The sequence below is a fragment of the Hafnia sp. CBA7124 genome (assembly GCF_002355555.1).
In the GTDB taxonomy this organism is placed as follows: Bacteria; Pseudomonadota; Gammaproteobacteria; order Enterobacterales; family Enterobacteriaceae; genus Hafnia; species Hafnia alvei.
On record NZ_AP017469.1, the window covers coordinates 377224 to 394263 of the forward strand.

Sequence of the window (17040 nt, forward strand, 5' to 3'; positions counted from 1 at the left end):
GTTTATTCCTTAACCTGACGAACGACGTCGATCACGGAACCATCGCGATAGCGCACAACGGCGATAACACGGTCAGTGAATTCGATCGCACGAGGTTGTCCGGTAAGGATTTGCGCACGTTCACGCAGCCATTCAATGGAAACCACTTTCAAGCCAGCGGCTTTCAGGCGGTCAGCCAGCTCTGGGCGCGCAGGGTTAACGGCAATACCGTGGTCAGTAACCAGAATATCGACGCTTGAGCCTGGAGTGACGCAGGTGGTGACTTCATCAACCAGCGTTGGAATGCGGCCACGCACCAACGGTGCAACGATGATGGACAGCGCAGCTGCGACCGCAGTGTCACAGTGGCCACCGGAAGCACCGCGTAAAACACCGTCAGAACCGGTTAACACGTTCACATTGAAGTGAGTGTCCACTTCCAGCGCACTCAGCACCACCACGTCTAAGCGATCAACGGAAGCGCCTTTTGAGCCCCAGTTTGCATACTGGTTAGCGCTGATTTCGATGTGGTTCGGGTTACGCGCCAAAGACTCTGCGGCTGCACGGTCGAAGCTTTGTACATCCAGCAGCTTCTTGATGAAGCCTTTCTCGTGCAGATCAACGATGGTGGACGTAATGCCGCCTAACGCAAAGCCAGCATGAATATCGCGGCTACGCATTTTGTCTTCGAGGAAGCGGGTCACCGCCAGCGATGCACCACCGGTACCGGTTTGCAGCGAGAAACCTTCTTTGAAGTAGCCAGAGTTGACCACTACGTCTGCCGCGCTGCGAGCGATCAACAGTTCGCGTGGATTAGACGTCATGCGGGTTGCATCTGCACCGATCTTATCGGCATCACCGACCTGCTCGATTTGCACGATCAAATCGACCTGATCCTGCATGATGCTGGCTGGGTTGTGCGGGTATGGCAGCAGCGCTTCGGTCAGAAGAACCACTTGTTTGGCATTTTCGGCATCGACTTTGGCATAGCCAAGAGAACCGCAGCAGGCTTTGCCGGTGTAGCCGTTAGCATTACCGAACGGATCACAGGCAGGAACCCCAAGGAAAGCCACATCGATATTTAGCTCGCCGCTTTTAACCAAATGTACGCGGCCACCGTGGGAGTGGATCTGTACCGGTTCTTCCAGCAGACCACGGGAGATTTCTTCCGCTAATGGGCCACGCAGTCCAGAGGTATAGATACGGCTGACAACGCCGTTACGGATATGGTCTACCAGCGGTGCATGGCAGTCGCTCAGTGAGCTAGATGCCAGCGTAAGATTCTTGAAGCCCATCTGCGCGATAGTGGCCATCACTAGATTGATGGTCAGATCGCCACCGCGGAATGCGTGGTGGAAAGAGATGGTCATGCCATCATGCAGACCTGAGCGGCGAATCGCCTCTTCCAGCGTACTGCATAATTTTTTATCGCGAGGCTTTTGCGCCTGCAGATTTAATTTTGAAACGTTTTTATAGCTTGGCAGCGCGCTTTCAGTTTGGCGGGTATAGGCCGAAACGCGTTCCTGTCGTTGAAGAAGTTCTTTTTTCTGAGTCATTTTTTTTCGCCTTATTCTTCACGGATGCCAGACAGTTCTGCACGAGACAGAACCAAACGGGCGCGCTCAATCACTGGGCTATCAACCATTTTGCCGTTCAGTGAAACAACGCCACGCCCTTCACGTGCAGAAGCTTCTGCTGCTTCAACGACGAGTTTCGCGTGATTGACTTCCTTTTGAGTTGGGGCGTAAAGGTTGTGCAATAACTCAATTTGGCGTGGGTTGATCAATGACTTACCGTCAAAGCCCAGCTGTTTGATATGCGCAGCTTCGCGCAGGAAGCCTTCTTCATTGTTGGCATCGGAATAGACGGTATCGAAAGCCTGAATGCCTGCGGAACGAGCGGCTTGCAGAATTGAGCAGCGAGCGAATAGCAGCTCAACGCCTTCAGGTGAACGTTCGGTGCGCAAATTACGCACGTAGTCTTCTGCACCCAGAGCGATACCGATTAAACGTGGAGACGCGTGAGCAATCGCCACCGCTTGAGTAATGCCCTGAGCGGATTCAATCGCTGCCAGAAGACCAGTGCTGCCGACTTCGCGACCACATTCGGCTTCAATACGGGCAATTTCGTTTTCGATATCAATGACGTCTTGAGCGGTATCTGTTTTTGGCAGACGTACGATGTCTGCGCCACCGCGAACCACGGCTTCTAAATCAGCTACGCCATATTCAGAATCTAGCGCGTTGACGCGCACGATGGTTTCGATGTCTTGGTACAGCGGATGCTGCAATGCGTGATAAACCAGACGACGAGCGGCATCTTTTTCGCGCAGAACCACGGAGTCTTCGAGGTCAAACATCAGTGCATCGGCGTGATAGATAAAGGAGTTGCTGACCATTGCTGCGTTTGCGCCTGGTACAAACAGCATGCTGCGGCGAGTGCGAGATTTACGCTCTTGAGCGATACGAGAAGTCATGCGCGTTCCTCCCAAGGCAGGTTTTTCACATCGCTGGCACGTACCAGCAGAGTTTCCAAACGGGCGCGCAGGATGCAATCTAGAGCACCTTTGTCGTCAACAACGAGCTGAACGCCGCTGATATCATGGCGTGTGAGGATTTCCATAACGGTAGCGCGGATCGCGTCGCCGAACTGTTTCTCAACGCTGCTGCTGATTTGCAGATCAATCTCGGGTGTGTCGATAGGCGCTATTCGCACCATCACATCGCTAGACTCCAAAGTGCCAGCGACGGCTGCTTGGGTTATTTTCATTTTTCACCTGTTACTAATGCGGATTCCTGTGGCCGGTCCGTCACGTTTTCTGAGCGAGGAACGAGCAGGCGTTGTAAATAAGCGCGGGTCGCTTCAGGCACTAAAGGCGCGATGGCCGGAAGATCTTTTTGCACCAGCAGTTTGCGTACCCACGAGGCGGAGATCGCGGTGTCGTGGTATTGCAAACGCTCAATTTCCACCAGTTCAATCGGTGGTGCGGGTAGAGACGGAGTCTCCAGCCAGTGGCGCATGTCACGGTTGTATTTGGCTGTCACCTGACAGTACGGTTCGGTACCGACGAAGCGATGGGTGATCCCCAAGGCCGGAGCCAAATACTGACGAAAAATTTTAAGGTCGATCTCGGTGTAACAATCGTCCACGACGCCCTGTTCTTTGATGAAGTAACAAGGGAACGTCGCGCGGGAAATGATGTATTCCGAGCCGCGGTGTACCGTTAAGTTCTTAATATCAGAGGTACCGGCACGCACCAATTCGAGGCGATCTTCATAAGGGAAGCGCGAAGTATCCTCTTTGACCAAAAACAGGTGCAGCCAGTCGCATTGCGCCGCCGCCTGCTGAACCAGATAACGGTGCCCGTTGGTAAACGGGTTGGCATTCATAACGATGCTGCCAATTTTATTGCCGTCGTGGCGCAGCGTAGTGAGATAGCTAGCGTAGCGCTGAATACGTGTGGCGCTGTTTTCCATCAGCACCATGACGTTCGGTACGCTGGTGACGGTATAAAATCCGCACTGCTTGAATAACGCTTCGTTTTGGGTTTTTGTGTATATAAATAAATGAGTGCAGTGTTTTTCATACGCCAGATTAATTAATTCTGTGGCGAGGGTGAGCGCAAGCCCTTCACCGCGAACAGATTCACTGATAGCAACACATTTAATAATATTCCCCGCTATCCCACCGCAGGCGATTAGCTGGTCATCACGGGTGACGGTTATAAATACTTCCACCGTGGAATCAATGCTCAGGCCATTTTCTCGAAGAAAATGAGCGATGACAGCGATCTTCTTATTTTCCGAACGCTTAACCTGAGAAAATACGGTATTACCAAACATAGAGTTTCCTGTTGCTTGCCGCATGCGTGCAGTAGGATCACAATTGTTGTGATTTGTTGCATATTAATAACGTTTTATTTTCAATTGCTCGGCGCAACGCTTTAATCTTATTCGTATATATTTTTGCGTTGACGGAGTGATCGTAAGGAGTATTAAGGCGGGAAATCTTGACCTATTTCACAAAGAGTTATCAGAATTAAATAGACTTAATGGTTTTTATTTCCTTAATTATTTTTATTTGCATAAATAACGTGGTTTTTATTTGTTTAATTGATTTAATCCGTAGAATCTGCAACGATCTAATCCATAGTGGGTAGAAAGTAAGGAAACATATTCATTACATTTCCCTGATGCTAGCCCATCTTTTCATCGTAAAAAAGAGGAAATATCGATGTTTGGCAAACCAAATGTTAAAGAGTTTAGGTTTTTTAGCCGCATCGCATTTCCTTTACGAATATTTCTTTTATTACTTCTAGTCTCAACATTATTGGTTGCCGCGCTGGGGAAATATTTATCCGCCTCTTTTGAAGATTATCTCAGTAATCATGTCCGTGATATGGCTATGAATCAGGCCAAAATCATTGCTTCAATTGATAGTGTTGTCACGGCGGTGAAAAATAGAGATACCAAACGTCTTGCTATCATCGCCAATAAATTAGGTACCGGTTCGGATTTTGACTATGTTGTTATCGGGGATAAAAATTCTATCCGCTTATATCATCCTAATCCGGCCAAGATTGGCCTTCCAATGCAGTGGAGCAAACCCGGTGCACTGGAGCGTGGAGAAAGTTATTTCATTACCGGTAAAGGCTCTATCGGTATGGCAATGCGCGCGAAAACGCCGATTTTTGATGAGCAGGGCAAAATTATTGGCGTTGTTTCACTGGGCTATTTGGTCAGCAAAATAGATAGCTGGCGGCTAGATTTTTTACTGCCTTTAGCGGGCGTGTTTGTCCTGATTCTGATTATCTTGATGTTGCTATCGTGGATGTTTGCCTCGCATATTCGTCGGCAAATGTTAGGAATGGAACCGCGCCAAATAGCACGCGTGGTTCGCCAGCAAGATGCGCTGTTTGGCTCCGTGTATGAGGGACTTATTGCGGTCGATCCCGATGGCTTGATTACTGCGATCAACCGAAATGCGCGCAAAATGCTTGGGTTAAGCTCGCCGGGAAGACAATGGCTGGGAAAACCTATTGAAGAGGTTGTTGATCCTGCGGGCTTTTTCACGGAACAGATTGAAGAAAAGCGGCAGGATGTGATTTGCACGTTTAATGGCTTGAGCGTCATTGCTAACCGTGCGGCCATACATTTCGGCGATGAGCTATTGGGTGCCATTATTAGTTTCCGTAGCAAAGACGAAATTAGCACGCTTAACGCCCAGCTCACGCAGATAAAACAGTATGTTGAAAGCCTGCGCACGTTGCGCCATGAGCATCTTAACTGGATGTCGACGCTCAACGGACTGTTACAAATGAAAGAATATGATCGTGCGTTGGCAATGGTAAAAGGTGAGTCACAGGCGCAGCAGCAGCTGATTGATAGTTTAAGAGGTTCTTTTGACGATCGTCAGGTTGCAGGGCTGCTTTTTGGCAAAGCGCAGCGCGCTCGTGAGCTGGGGCTGACGTTTAATTTGGTTGAAGGCAGCCAGCTACGTCAGTTGCCTGAGGGTCTTGATAGCACTGAGTTTGCGGCTATCGTGGGTAATCTACTCGACAATGCTTTTGATGCTAGCCTGAAGAATTCGCAGGGTAATAAAACCGTCGAGCTGTACCTTAGCGACGAGGGCGAGGATGTGATCGTGGAAGTAGCCGATCAAGGATGTGGCGTTCCTGAGTCTTTACGTGAGGCTATTTTTGAGCAAGGGGTAAGCACCAAAACAGAAGACGCCGGTGAGCATGGCATCGGACTGTATCTGATTGCCAGCTACGTTGGCCGCTGTGGTGGTGTGATTACGTTAGAAGACAATGAACCTTGTGGAACTTTATTTTCCGTATTTATTCCGAAAGTGAAAAAGACTTATGACACAACCAATAACGATTCTGATTGTTGAAGACGAGACTCCGCTCGCAGAGATGCATGCGGAGTTTATTCGCCATTTCCACGGCTGTGGTCAGGTATGGTTGGCGGGAAATCTTGCTCAGGCCAGAATGATGATTGAGCGATTCAAACCCGATTTGATCTTGCTGGATAACTATTTGCCCGATGGCAAAGGCATCACGCTATTGCACGAATTAACTCAGGCGCGTTTCCCTGGTGGTGTGGTATTCACCACCGCGGCAAGTGATATGGATACGGTGTCAGAGGCGGTGCGGTGCGGCGTATTCGACTATTTAGTGAAGCCGATTGCCTACGAGCGCTTGGGGCAAACGCTTGAGCGCTACCATGTACGCAAGCGGATGCTTGCTAACAGCGATAGCGCCAGCCAGCGTCAGATTGATGATATGTTCAATGCCTATGCACGTGGCGAGCAGAAAGAAGAGTTGCCAGTTGGCATTGATGCGTTGACCTTAGATAAGGTGCAGAAGTTATTTGCCGATCCGGATGCGCGTCATACCGCTGAAACCGTTGCACAAGAGCTTAAGCTAAGCCGAACAACGGCACGGCGCTACTTAGAGTTTTGCGCGGGCCGCCATCTGATTATGGCTGAAATTGTGTATGGAAAAGTTGGCCGCCCACAGCGAACCTATAGAGCGCCAGAAACGGCCAAAAATGGCTGATGAATGGGCTGATTATTGATGGGTAGCTGGCTGAAAATACAAAAAACACATGCTTAATGCCGATCAGATGCGCTACGGCTCAATCTTTATGTATTTCACGGTTTCAAAATGGTCGCTACCTGTATATACTCACAGCAAAACTGTATAAACAAACAGGTGGTGGAATGAAAGCACTTACAGCCAGACAGCAGGAAGTCTACGATCTGATTCGTGACCATATTGAACAAACTGGCATGCCGCCAACCCGCGCTGAAATTGCTCAGCGCTTGGGATTCCGCTCTCCTAATGCGGCAGAAGAACATTTAAAAGCGTTGCAGCGTAAGGGCGTTATCGAGATCGTTTCCGGCGCTTCTCGTGGTATTCGTCTTTTGATGGAAGATGAAACGGGCCTGCCTTTAATTGGCCGCGTGGCAGCCGGTGAGCCCCTGTTAGCGCAAGAACATATTGAAGGCCATTATCAAGTGGATCCTGCTTTGTTTAAGCCAAATGCAGATTTCTTACTACGCGTTAACGGCATGTCGATGCGCGATATCGGCATTTTAGACGGTGATTTGCTGGCCGTGCATAAAACTCAGGATGTGCGTAATGGCCAGGTTGTGGTTGCGCGTATCGAAGATGAGGTGACGGTTAAACGTCTGAAAAAACAAGGCAATATTGTTCAGCTGTTGCCAGAAAACAGCGACTTCGAGCCTATCGTTGTTGACCTGCGTGAGCAAAACTTCACGATCGAAGGTTTAGCGGTAGGCGTTATTCGCAACGGCGACTGGATCTAAAACTTCGCCTGTTGTGTTTGACATCACACCGATAGATTAAGCCCCTTAATTGGGGCTTTTTTATGCGGCATATTTGTTCATGACTGCAGCCTCTTTGTGTTGAGATAACGGATAGCTCATCTGGAATGAATTCAAAAAAATGAAAATGCTTACACCAACCGATAAGGCGCTGTGGATCCTCGCACTACCGATGATCCTTTCGAATATCTCTGTTCCGCTATTAGGGCTAGTCGATACCGCGGTGATTGGGCACTTGGATAGCCCTGTTTATCTTGGTGGCGTAGCCGTTGGCGCGATGGCGACGTCATTCTTATTTATGCTGCTGCTGTTTTTGCGCATGAGCACGACGGGACTGACTGCGCAAGCATTCGGTGCAGGGGACAAAACGGCGCTGGCTCGTGCGTTGGTGCAGCCGATGCTCTTAGCGTTGCTGGCAGGGTTCGCTATTATTGCGCTGCGGCAGCCTTTGATTAACGGCGTGCTGCGAATTGTTGGCGGTCATGAGGATGTGCTGGAGCAGGCTCGTCTATTTATGCAGATTCGCTGGCTTGGTGCTCCTGCGACGCTGGCAAACCTTGTTATTCTTGGCTGGCTGTTAGGCGTTCAATATGCCCGTGCGCCGGTTATATTGCTGGTTGTGGGCAACGTTATTAACATCACGCTGGACCTGTGGTTTGTTGTTGGGTTGGGCTGGAAGGTGCCTGGTGCAGCAAGTGCCACGGTGATTGCCGACTATGCGACCTTTTTATTGGGGCTCGGTCTGATTTGGCACGTGATGAAACTGCGCGGTCTGCATCTGGAATATTTCCGTAATGCGTGGCGTGGGAACCTTCGCCGTCTGTTGGCGTTAAATCGCGATATCATGCTGCGTTCTTTGTTGCTGCAATTATGCTTTTCATCGCTGACGATTCTGGGTGCCAGAATGGGAAGTGAAGTGGTGGCGGTGAATGCGGTACTGATGAATTTGCTGACGTTTACCGCCTACGCGCTAGATGGTTTTGCTTATGCAGTGGAAGCCCATTCAGGGCAGGCCTATGGTGCACGCGACGGTCGTAAACTGCAGAAAATTTGGCATTCTGCCTGTCGGCAGGCGGGTATTGTGGCGGTATTTTTTGCCATGTTATATGCCGTATTTGGCCAACAAATCATCCAGATATTAACCTCGTTGCCAGAAGTACAATCGTTGGCATTACACTATCTGCCATGGCAAATTGTTTTACCACTGCTGGGCGTATGGTGTTACCTGCTGGATGGCATGTTTATCGGTGCGACGCGCGGTGCTGAAATGCGCAATAGCATGGCCGTTGCCGCTGCGGGGTATGGTTTAACACTGTTCACGCTCCCTTGGCTGGGTAATCACGGTTTATGGCTGGCTTTAGCGGTATTTTTATCGTTGCGCGGACTTTCATTATGGATTGTCTGGCGACGTCATTGGCGGGAGAGAACTTGGTTCCCTGTCAATAATGTTGAATTAAATTAGGTTGTTATAGCGTTAAGCAATGAGGGCAATGTGATAATTCCGATAGTTTTCGCATTGCCCTAAAATGGCGCGCTATTAATATTTGCTTACATTCTAACTGATAAAAATTATTCTCCGCTTATTCCCTGTTTTTTCTCTGCTTTTATGCCTTTTTGCGAAGATTTTTTATTAAATATTATCGATTATCTAGCTGAAAATATTTTTATGCTCAGTATCCGCTAGTCTTAATGGTGAACGTTAACTGATGCCTCACATCGCAATTGTGATTAATTCAATCTAGTACAGATGTGTGGGGAATATATTCCATTACATAAGTGATACGGAGTTATTATGAATAAAGATCAAGCGAGCGGTAACTGGAAGCAGTTTAAAGGCACAGTGAAAGAAAAATGGGGCAAGTTAACCGACGATGATCTTACCGTAATCGAAGGGAAACGCGATCAGCTGGTAGGTAAAATCCAGGAACGCTACGGCTATCAGAAAGAAGCCGCTGAAAAAGAAGTTAAAGCGTGGGAAGATCATAATAAATATCGTTGGTGATATTTAAACTTGCTTGCCTAAATAATCACTCTGCAAATACGCATTATAAATAAAGAACGGATACGAATATTAAAACGGGAAATACTCCATTATTGATATTCCTTTATTAATAATGTGCCACTGCTGATATTGATTGCAGATGATTAAAAAGAGAGCCGCAGATGCGGCTCTTTTTTATGCGTTATTTAAACGCTATTTTTTCTTTTTTGGTTCGGAATGATCGTGATGACATGTATCACGATTATCGCAAGACTCAATTTTCCCACAGTCTCGACATAAACCATGCGCTTCTACCACGCTATGCTGCAGTGAGAACCCCGTCAGCGCGGCGAGCTTTTCTAAATGTTCCTGCACATCCTGCGTTGTTTGCTCAGTCACCTGCCCACAGCGATGGCAAATAAATAATGCAGACGTATGGCTAGGCTCTTCGATGTGATGACACATTACGTAGCTATTGGTGGACTCCACTTTGTGGATGAAGCCTTGTTCTAGCAAAAAGTCGAGAGCGCGATAAATGGTCGGCGGCTTAGCCTGTGGCTCAGAAACACGTAGCAAATCCAGTAAATCATAAGCACTGATAGTGCCTTTCTGGCAGGCCATCAGACGCAACACCTCCATTCTTTGCGGAGTCAGTCGAACATTGCGTTGCAGACAAATCTCTTCTGCCTGTGCGAGCAGTCGCTCTAACGAGGTTGTGGTCATGATGTTTTGCTTCCGGCCAAGCCAATAGGGTGCCGTTATTTTAACATAGTTATACTCGTCATACTTCAAGCTACATTTTGTTAGCAGTGTTTGCTTAAAACCCAAAATAAAACGGGCTGACAGGGGATTCCCGTCAGCCCGCTTTTACTTAAGGCTGCAGTGGCAAATATTCAATCTGTTATTTGATTTCAGACTGATGCGCATAGGCGTCGCCGTTATTCAGATTATTGATAACAGTTGCGCGTTGATCTTGTGCACTTAGCTGTGAAAATGTTGCGCTACCGTGGACGGTAGAACTCGCGATACCGGCTTCATGCAGTTTTTGTTTAGCCATCATCTGATGAGCGTAAGCAGAGCCGTTACGGTTTGAGTACGCTAAGGTACTTTGTTCTGCTGGGCTGAGGTCAGAAAATGATTGAGCAAAAGCTGAACCAGTTAGAGTAAGAGCAACGATAGCAGACAGTAAAATTGAAGTTTTCATGATTTTCTCTTCTTTAAATTTTTTGCAGTAGGTCAGGGCACTCGGTGGTGGCTCACTGACCTACTTTGCAGGATTTAATAACAAATTCAGTTCTGTATGGCACTGGGCAATGCCGATTATTTATTGATAGTAATTTGATGAGCTTGAGCACTACCGTTGTTCAGATGATTGACAACGGTTGCGCGCTGTTCACTTGCGGTCATATCAGAAAAGCTTTGTGCAAAAGCAGAACCCGCAAGGGCTAGAGTCATTAGTACGGTCAAAGTAATAGTTTTCATGGTGTCATCTCGCTAAATATGTGATCTAGATACTGATTTAATAGACCAGTCGTCTAGTTAAAGGGTAAAAAATAATGCCAAACGTTTTCACGCAGGCATTCATTGTGCTGCGATTGTCTCTTTAAATGGTGCCGGGCTTCAGCAAGCGTTCCGTACGCTGCATGGCTGAAACAAACGGTGCATCAGATCTGTTGACCTTAGCCCGTAACGCTGCGCCTAACCATAAAGAGTATAGTGAATCTGCGAGTAGTTCGGGGGATTCTTCAATCACCAGCGACCCTTCTTCAACGCCAGACTCGATACTCGACTGCAACTGGGCGATGACGCGTGTGATACCAGAATCTAATGCTTCACGCATGACCTCTGATAAATCACTGACTTCACCTGCCAGTTTTACGACTAAGCACTTACTGTGGCATACCGTTTCACAGCTTTGCGTCATCCAATGTGAGAAATAATCTAACAAATGCTGACGCTGTGTCTTTTGCCCATCCGAAAACTTCTCTTTCAGCATTATTACGTAATCGCTGAAATAACGGGTAAGCATAGCTTCACCAAACTTCTCTTTAGATTTGAAGTAATGGTAGAACGAACCTTTTGGTACCCCTGCGGTAGCCAGAAGCTCATTTAAACCCATCGCCGTAAAGCCAAGGTTTAAAATCAATTCTTCACCCACATCTAAGATGTGTTCGCAGGTGCTGTTGGTCGTGCTCGTCGTTTTGTTCATGTGAGTTACTATAGTAGACCGGTTGGTCTAAGTCAATAATCAAGTAAATCTGTGAACCAGATCACATGTGTATGGATTAGTTTACACACAGGGTAACGCTAGCCACAGTCGCTAATGGCTGTAAGAGTATCTCAGTTCTGCCGAAAAATCAGGTATCTCACGTTTTCTAAAGCAGAGTGCTTGAGCCTCTGGCCGCTTGGCATGAGCGCGGAAGTCTGTGGGTTCAGCTCAAATTCACGGTATACTTGCCTAATACCCACGGCGATGCTGTTTTTTCTAGGCGCCGTATCTGATTCAAACTGACTGAAATCCTGAGAATAATGACCCAAAACGCCAATAATCCTTCTTCTGCTATGCCATTCAGCCAGAGCCGCTTTTCTGTTGCGCCGATGCTGGATTGGACCGATCGCCATTGCCGCTATTTTCATCGCAAGCTGACTAAACAGACCCTTTTATATACCGAGATGGTGACGACGGGTGCCATTATTCACGGCAAAGGTGACTATCTGGCTTATAGCGAAGAAGAGCATCCGTTGGCGTTGCAGCTGGGAGGAAGCGATCCTGAAGCTCTGGCGCATTGTGCGCGTTTGGCTGAGCAGCGTGGCTACGATGAGATTAACCTCAACGTAGGCTGTCCTTCAGATCGCGTTCAAAATGGTCGTTTTGGGGCTTGCCTGATGGGCGAAGCCCAGCTGGTTGCCGACGGCATTAAAGCGATGCGTGACGTGGTTTCTATTCCTGTTACCGTGAAAACGCGTATTGGCATTGACGATCAGGATAGCTATCAATTTTTGTGCGATTTTATCGGCATAGTTTCAGGCAAAGGCGAATGCAATAGCTTTACAGTTCATGCGCGCAAAGCATGGCTCTCTGGCTTAAGTCCGAAAGAAAACCGTGAAATCCCGCCGCTCGATTATGAGCGTGTCTATCAGTTAAAACGCGATTTTCCTCATTTAAATATCGCCATCAACGGCGGCATTAAAACGCTGGAAGAAGCCAAAATACATCTGCAGCATTTAGATGGCGTGATGATGGGGCGCGAAGCCTATCAAAGCCCAAGCATTTTAGCGCATGTCGATCGCGAGTTATTTGATCCTTCTGCCGAAGTGCCAAACAGCATTGATGTTGTACGTTCTTTGTATCCGTATATTGAACGTGAATTGGCTAATGGAACCTATCTGGGCCATATAACGCGTCATATCCTCGGTATATTCCAGAGCATCCCCGGCGCTCGCCAATGGCGTCGTCATCTGAGTGAAAATGCGCACAAGGCGGGAGCAGGCGTTGAAGTGGTTGAAGCTGCTTTGCAATTTGTTAGCCAGTCACGTGGTGAATAAAACTAAAATTTAGTAAAACTCATCAGGCGCTGTTGCATAAGCTGCAGCGCTATCTTTTAAAATCATATAGTTACGTAATTTCTATTCTTGGCATGATTCTTGTAAATCACTGAGTAGTCGACGGTATCACCGTTGTATTTCACTCAGGAGATCACCATGTTGGAAGTCCTCTTTATTCTTGGCTTTTTTGTCATGCTGATGGTGACCGGAATTTCAATTCTCGGCATTATCGCCGCCGTGGCCGTTGCCACACTGTTCATGCTGTTTGGTGGCCTGTTTGTGATGGTCTTTAAACTGCTGCCGTGGATTGCTTTGGCTATTGTGGTGGTGTGGATCTATCGCTCCATGCAGAAGCCACAGACGAGGCGTTATTATTAATCGTTGAGTTGTAACCCCCTCCCAGCCTCCCCCTTCGCAGGGGGAGGGGCCGATTGCCCTTCTTTATTTACTAAGGAGGGCTATTACTCTGGTATCAATAAACTCGATCCCTGTGTTCCGCGACTTTGCAGGGTTTCGTGCGCTTTTTTGGCATCCGCTAAAGCAAATTTCTGCGCATCGGGTACATCCACGTTAATCGCGCCGCTGGCGATCAGCGAAAAGAGTTCGTGACTAGCGCTGAGTAAATCCTGATGGCTGTTGATGTAGCCGTTGAGAGAAGGGCGCGTGACATACAACGAACCTTTCTGGTTTAAAATTCCCAAATCCACGCCGGTAACGGGGCCTGAAGCGTTGCCGAAGCTCACCATCAGGCCGCGTTTTTTCAGGCTATCGAGTGAGGCCAGCCAAGTGCTTTTCCCCACCGAGTCGTACACGACGCTGACTTTTTCACCTTGAGTCAGCTCGGACACGCGTTGGGCAATGTCTTCGGTTTGATAATTAATGGTTGCCCATGCCCCCGCCTGTTTGGCGCGCTCTGCTTTGGCATCGGAGCCTACGGTGCCAATCAGTTTGGCGCCGAGCGCTTTTGCCCACTGGCAGGCGATTTGGCCGACGCCACCGGCTGCGGCATGGAATAAGAAGATTTCACCCGCTCTGATTTCATAGGTTTGACGCAGCAAATAGTGCACGGTCAGGCCTTTTAAGAAAGCGGCGGCACCTTGTTCAAAACTAATGGCTTCGGGAAGCAGCGCAACCTTCTCGGCTGGCACGTTATGAACGGTGCTGTAGGCGCCGAGCGAGCTTTGCGCATAAACCACGCGGTCACCCACTTCAATGCTGGTTACGCCTGCGCCCACTTTTGTCACGACGCCAGCCGCTTCGGTTCCTAGACCTGACGGAAACTGGGGCACTGGGTACAGTCCGCCACGAATATAGGTGTCAATGTAGTTGATTCCGATTGCTTTATTGCTGATTTGTACTTCGCCAGCCGCGGGATCTTTTGGCGTAAACTCTACATATTCAAGAACTTCTGGCCCGCCGTGGGCGTTAAACTGGATACGTTTTGCCATCGTCTTTCCTCAGATGCATAGTGTCATTGTTATAATCGAAAATCGGGCACATTCAGGTATACTGACGCGTCTTTCATTAACAGGTAAAGCATTCCCACTATGGCAGGAAATAAACCCACCAACAAATCAAACGAGACCCCGCGCGACAGGCAGATGGAGGGGCTCAAGCTACCACCACATTCGCTGGAAGCGGAACAGTCCGTGTTGGGCGGGTTGATGCTGGACAACGAACGCTGGGATAACGTGGCAGAACGTGTCGTCGCCAACGATTTCTACAGTCGTCCACACCGCCTCATCTTTACTGAAATGCAGCGCTTGCTAGAAATGAGCAAGCCTATCGACCTGATCACGCTGTCTGAATCATTGGAGCAGCGCGGTGAATTAGAGTCGGTGGGCGGATTTGCATATCTAGCCGAGCTGTCGAAAAACACCCCAAGCGCGGCAAACATCGGCGCTTATGCGGATATCGTGCGTGAACGTGCGGTAGTTCGCGATATGATCTCGGTAGCCAACGAGATCGCCGATGCGGGCTACGATCCGCAAGGCCGCAGCAGCGAAGATTTGCTGGATCTGGCCGAGTCTCGCGTATTCCAAATTGCTGAGAATCGTGCCAATAAAGACGAAGGGCCAAAAAGTGTCGATCGTATTCTTGAACAGACGGTCGCGCGAATTGAGCAGCTCTATCAGACGCCACATGATGGTGTGACTGGCGTTGATACCGGCTATCAGGATCTGAACAAGAAAACCGCTGGTTTGCAGCGCTCTGATTTAATTATCGTGGCAGCACGTCCATCGATGGGGAAAACCACCTTTGCGATGAACCTGTGTGAAAATGCCGCGATGACGCAGGATAAACCGGTGCTAATTTTCAGTCTGGAAATGCCCGGCGAACAGATCATGATGCGTATGCTGGCTTCCTTGGCTCGCGTCGACCAAACCAAAATTCGTACCGGTCAGCTAGATGATGAAGATTGGGCGCGAATTTCAAGCACCATGGGGATTCTGCTGGAAAAACGGAACATGTATATCGATGATTCCTCCGGCCTAACCCCAACGGAAGTGCGTTCACGCGCACGCCGTATTTTCCGCGAGCATGACGGCCTTAGCCTAATCATGATCGACTACCTACAGTTGATGCGGGTTCCGTCTTTGTCAGATAACCGTACCTTGGAAATCGCAGAAATTTCGCGTTCACTCAAAGCGTTAGCGAAAGAGTTGCAGGTTCCGGTCGTGGCGCTGTCTCAGCTTAACCGCTCCTTGGAGCAGCGTGCTGATAAACGCCCAGTTAACTCTGACCTGCGTGAATCGGGCTCAATTGAGCAGGATGCCGACTTGATCATGTTTATCTATCGTGACGAGGTCTATCACGAGAATAGTGATTTAAAAGGCATTGCGGAGATTATTTTGGGTAAACAGCGTAACGGCCCAATCGGTACGGTTCGCTTAACCTTTAACGGCCAGTTCTCACGTTTCGACAACTACGCAGGCCCGCAGTACGATGACGAATAATTGAACGAGCAGCAGCTCTAAGCGCGTTCAGAAGTAGGTGTATTTATTAACTCATTTGAGAAATCGGGAAGGAATAGAAATGAAAGCGGCAACCGCAGTCATTGATCGCCGCGCTCTGCGACACAACTTTCAGCAAATTCGTCAATTTGCGCCGCACAGCCGACTGATAGCCGTTGTAAAAGCCAATGCTTACGGGCACGGGCTTTTAGAAACTGCCAAAACGTTAAAAGATGCAGACTGCTATGGCGTAGCGCGTATCGGTGAAGCGCTGAAACTGCGTTCAGGCGGTATCGTAAAACCTATCCTGATGCTGGAAGGTTTTTTCTCTGCCGATGATTTGCCGGTTTTAGTCGCCAACAATATCGAGACGGCCATTCATAGCGATGAGCAATTGCAGGCTTTAGAAGAGGCCGATTTAGAGCGCCCGATTAAGGTCTGGATGAAACTCGACACGGGCATGCACCGTTTGGGCGTGCGTCCAGAGCAGGCGGAAGCTTTCTATCAGCGTCTTTCCAACTGTCGCAACGTGGAGCAGCCCGTGAATATCATGAGCCACTTTAGCCGTGCGGATGAGCCTGAAACGGGAATGACTGAAGCTCAACTGGCCTGTTTCGATGCATTCGCTACGGGTAAGCCGGGCTTGCAATCCATTGCGGCTTCCGGCGGTATTCTGCTGTGGCCTCAGTCGCATCGCGACATGGTTCGTCCTGGGATTATCCTGTATGGCGTATCGCCTTTAGCGGAGCCCTATGCCGATCACTACGGTTTACAGCCGGTGATGACGCTAAAATCTAGCCTGATTGCGGTGCGCGAGCACAAGGCCGGTGAGCCTGTTGGTTATAACGGAACTTGGGTCAGCCAGCGTGATACGCGTTTAGGCGTGGTCGCGATTGGTTATGGCGATGGTTATCCACGCAGTGCGCCGTCGGGAACGCCTGTGTTGCTGAACGGCCGTGAAGTACCGATTGTTGGCCGCGTATCTATGGATATGATTTCAGTCGATTTAGGCCCTGAAGCCAAAGATAAAGTGGGCGATGAAGTGGTGCTGTGGAGCGCTGAACTACCGGTTGAGAAGATTGCTAGCTATACGGGGATCAGTGCTTACGAATTGATTACCAAGCTAACTCCACGTGTGACGATGGAGTATGTCGGCGAATAACTGCTAGGCTGGCCCCTCCCAACCTCCCCCTTGTCAGGGGGAGGAGCCGATCGAGTTTCTCATTG

At 48.9% G+C, this 17040-nt stretch carries 18 protein-coding genes; 9 read left to right on the plus strand and 9 right to left on the minus strand.

The features are described 5' to 3' along the window. Window positions 1-2: 2 nt before the first annotated feature. Genes citF through citC form a run of 4 tightly spaced genes read right to left on the minus strand, consistent with a single transcriptional unit; the run spans window position 3 to window position 3821 of the window. Window positions 3-1535: a citrate lyase subunit alpha gene (citF, locus tag CPY98_RS01735; RefSeq protein ID WP_096386121.1), complete on the minus strand. Its 1533-nt coding sequence runs from the start codon at window positions 1533-1535 to the stop codon at window positions 3-5. An 11-nt stretch (window positions 1536-1546) separates the two neighbouring features. Further along, entirely contained in the window at window positions 1547-2455 is a 909-nt protein-coding gene (gene citE, locus CPY98_RS01740; RefSeq protein WP_025802426.1) for a citrate (pro-3S)-lyase subunit beta, read from the minus strand. Continuing rightward, entirely contained in the window at window positions 2452-2748 is a 297-nt protein-coding gene (gene citD / locus CPY98_RS01745) for a citrate lyase acyl carrier protein (protein WP_025802424.1), read from the minus strand. The genes citE and citD overlap by 4 nt, the downstream gene beginning before the upstream one ends. Next, complete coding sequence (gene citC, locus CPY98_RS01750; RefSeq protein ID WP_025802422.1) at window positions 2745-3821, minus strand: [citrate (pro-3S)-lyase] ligase; 1077 nt, start codon at window positions 3819-3821, stop codon at window positions 2745-2747. The genes citD and citC overlap by 4 nt, the downstream gene beginning before the upstream one ends. A 391-nt stretch (window positions 3822-4212) precedes the next feature. On the opposite strand from citC, the gene dpiB reads away from it, so the two are divergent. The 5 genes from dpiB to CPY98_RS01775 all read left to right on the plus strand — a co-directional run bounded on the left by dpiB (window position 4213) and on the right by CPY98_RS01775 (window position 9334). Next, window positions 4213-5874 carry a sensor histidine kinase DpiB gene (gene dpiB, locus CPY98_RS01755; RefSeq protein ID WP_046448786.1) on the plus strand — a complete coding sequence of 554 codons (1662 nt, stop codon included), beginning with the start codon at window positions 4213-4215 and terminating at the stop codon, window positions 5872-5874. Then, window positions 5843-6541 (plus strand): two-component response regulator DpiA, encoded by a 699-nt coding sequence (dpiA, locus tag CPY98_RS01760; RefSeq protein WP_096386123.1) that lies wholly within the window; start codon window positions 5843-5845, stop codon window positions 6539-6541. Before dpiB ends, dpiA begins: the two co-directional genes overlap by 32 nt. Before the next feature lie 164 nt (window positions 6542-6705). Beyond that, the gene (lexA, locus tag CPY98_RS01765; RefSeq protein WP_025802416.1) at window positions 6706-7314 is read left to right on the plus strand and encodes a transcriptional repressor LexA; all 609 of its coding nucleotides are present in this window, start codon (window positions 6706-6708) and stop codon (window positions 7312-7314) included. 139 nt (window positions 7315-7453) lie between these two features. Beyond that, window positions 7454-8794, plus strand: a complete 1341-nt coding sequence (gene dinF / locus CPY98_RS01770; RefSeq protein ID WP_043490471.1) for an MATE family efflux transporter DinF — start codon at window positions 7454-7456, stop codon at window positions 8792-8794. 330 nt (window positions 8795-9124) lie between these two features. Next, a complete protein-coding gene (locus CPY98_RS01775) occupies window positions 9125-9334 on the plus strand; it encodes a CsbD family protein (protein ID WP_025802413.1) in 210 nt (69 codons plus the stop codon). A 192-nt stretch (window positions 9335-9526) separates the two neighbouring features. Here CPY98_RS01775 and zur read toward each other — a convergent pair whose 3' ends face one another. The 4 genes from zur to CPY98_RS01790 form a co-directional block, all read right to left on the minus strand. Beyond that, window positions 9527-10036, minus strand: a complete 510-nt coding sequence (zur, locus tag CPY98_RS01780; RefSeq protein ID WP_043490474.1) for a zinc uptake transcriptional repressor Zur — start codon at window positions 10034-10036, stop codon at window positions 9527-9529. A 178-nt stretch (window positions 10037-10214) separates the two neighbouring features. Continuing rightward, window positions 10215-10517, minus strand: coding sequence for a hypothetical protein (locus tag CPY98_RS01785; RefSeq protein WP_025802409.1), 303 nt, complete (start codon window positions 10515-10517; stop codon window positions 10215-10217). A 116-nt stretch (window positions 10518-10633) separates the two neighbouring features. After that, window positions 10634-10795 (minus strand): hypothetical protein, encoded by a 162-nt coding sequence (locus tag CPY98_RS20895; protein WP_165490603.1) that lies wholly within the window; start codon window positions 10793-10795, stop codon window positions 10634-10636. Between the two features lie 121 nt (window positions 10796-10916). Continuing rightward, window positions 10917-11522 carry a TetR/AcrR family transcriptional regulator gene (locus CPY98_RS01790; protein WP_046457569.1) on the minus strand — a complete coding sequence of 202 codons (606 nt, stop codon included), beginning with the start codon at window positions 11520-11522 and terminating at the stop codon, window positions 10917-10919. A 320-nt stretch (window positions 11523-11842) separates the two neighbouring features. On the opposite strand from CPY98_RS01790, the gene dusA reads away from it, so the two are divergent. Both dusA and pspG read left to right on the plus strand, forming a co-directional pair. Beyond that, window positions 11843-12859, plus strand: coding sequence for a tRNA dihydrouridine(20/20a) synthase DusA (gene dusA, locus CPY98_RS01795; RefSeq protein WP_043490476.1), 1017 nt, complete (start codon window positions 11843-11845; stop codon window positions 12857-12859). Window positions 12860-13015: 156 nt separating this feature from the next. Beyond that, window positions 13016-13237: an envelope stress response protein PspG gene (gene pspG / locus CPY98_RS01800; RefSeq protein ID WP_025802403.1), complete on the plus strand. Its 222-nt coding sequence runs from the start codon at window positions 13016-13018 to the stop codon at window positions 13235-13237. 83 nt (window positions 13238-13320) lie between these two features. Here the strand turns inward: pspG and CPY98_RS01805 are convergent, their stop codons facing one another. Next, a complete protein-coding gene (locus CPY98_RS01805; protein ID WP_046448784.1) occupies window positions 13321-14307 on the minus strand; it encodes a quinone oxidoreductase in 987 nt (328 codons plus the stop codon). Between the two features lie 99 nt (window positions 14308-14406). Here CPY98_RS01805 and dnaB point away from each other — a divergent pair, with 99 nt between their 5' ends. Beyond that, the gene (dnaB, locus tag CPY98_RS01810) at window positions 14407-15816 is read left to right on the plus strand and encodes a replicative DNA helicase (protein ID WP_004093484.1); all 1410 of its coding nucleotides are present in this window, start codon (window positions 14407-14409) and stop codon (window positions 15814-15816) included. 79 nt (window positions 15817-15895) lie between these two features. After that, on the plus strand, window positions 15896-16975 hold the full coding sequence (alr, locus tag CPY98_RS01815) for an alanine racemase (RefSeq protein ID WP_025802398.1): 1080 nt from the start codon (window positions 15896-15898) through the stop codon (window positions 16973-16975). The last annotated feature ends 65 nt before the right edge of the window (window positions 16976-17040 follow it).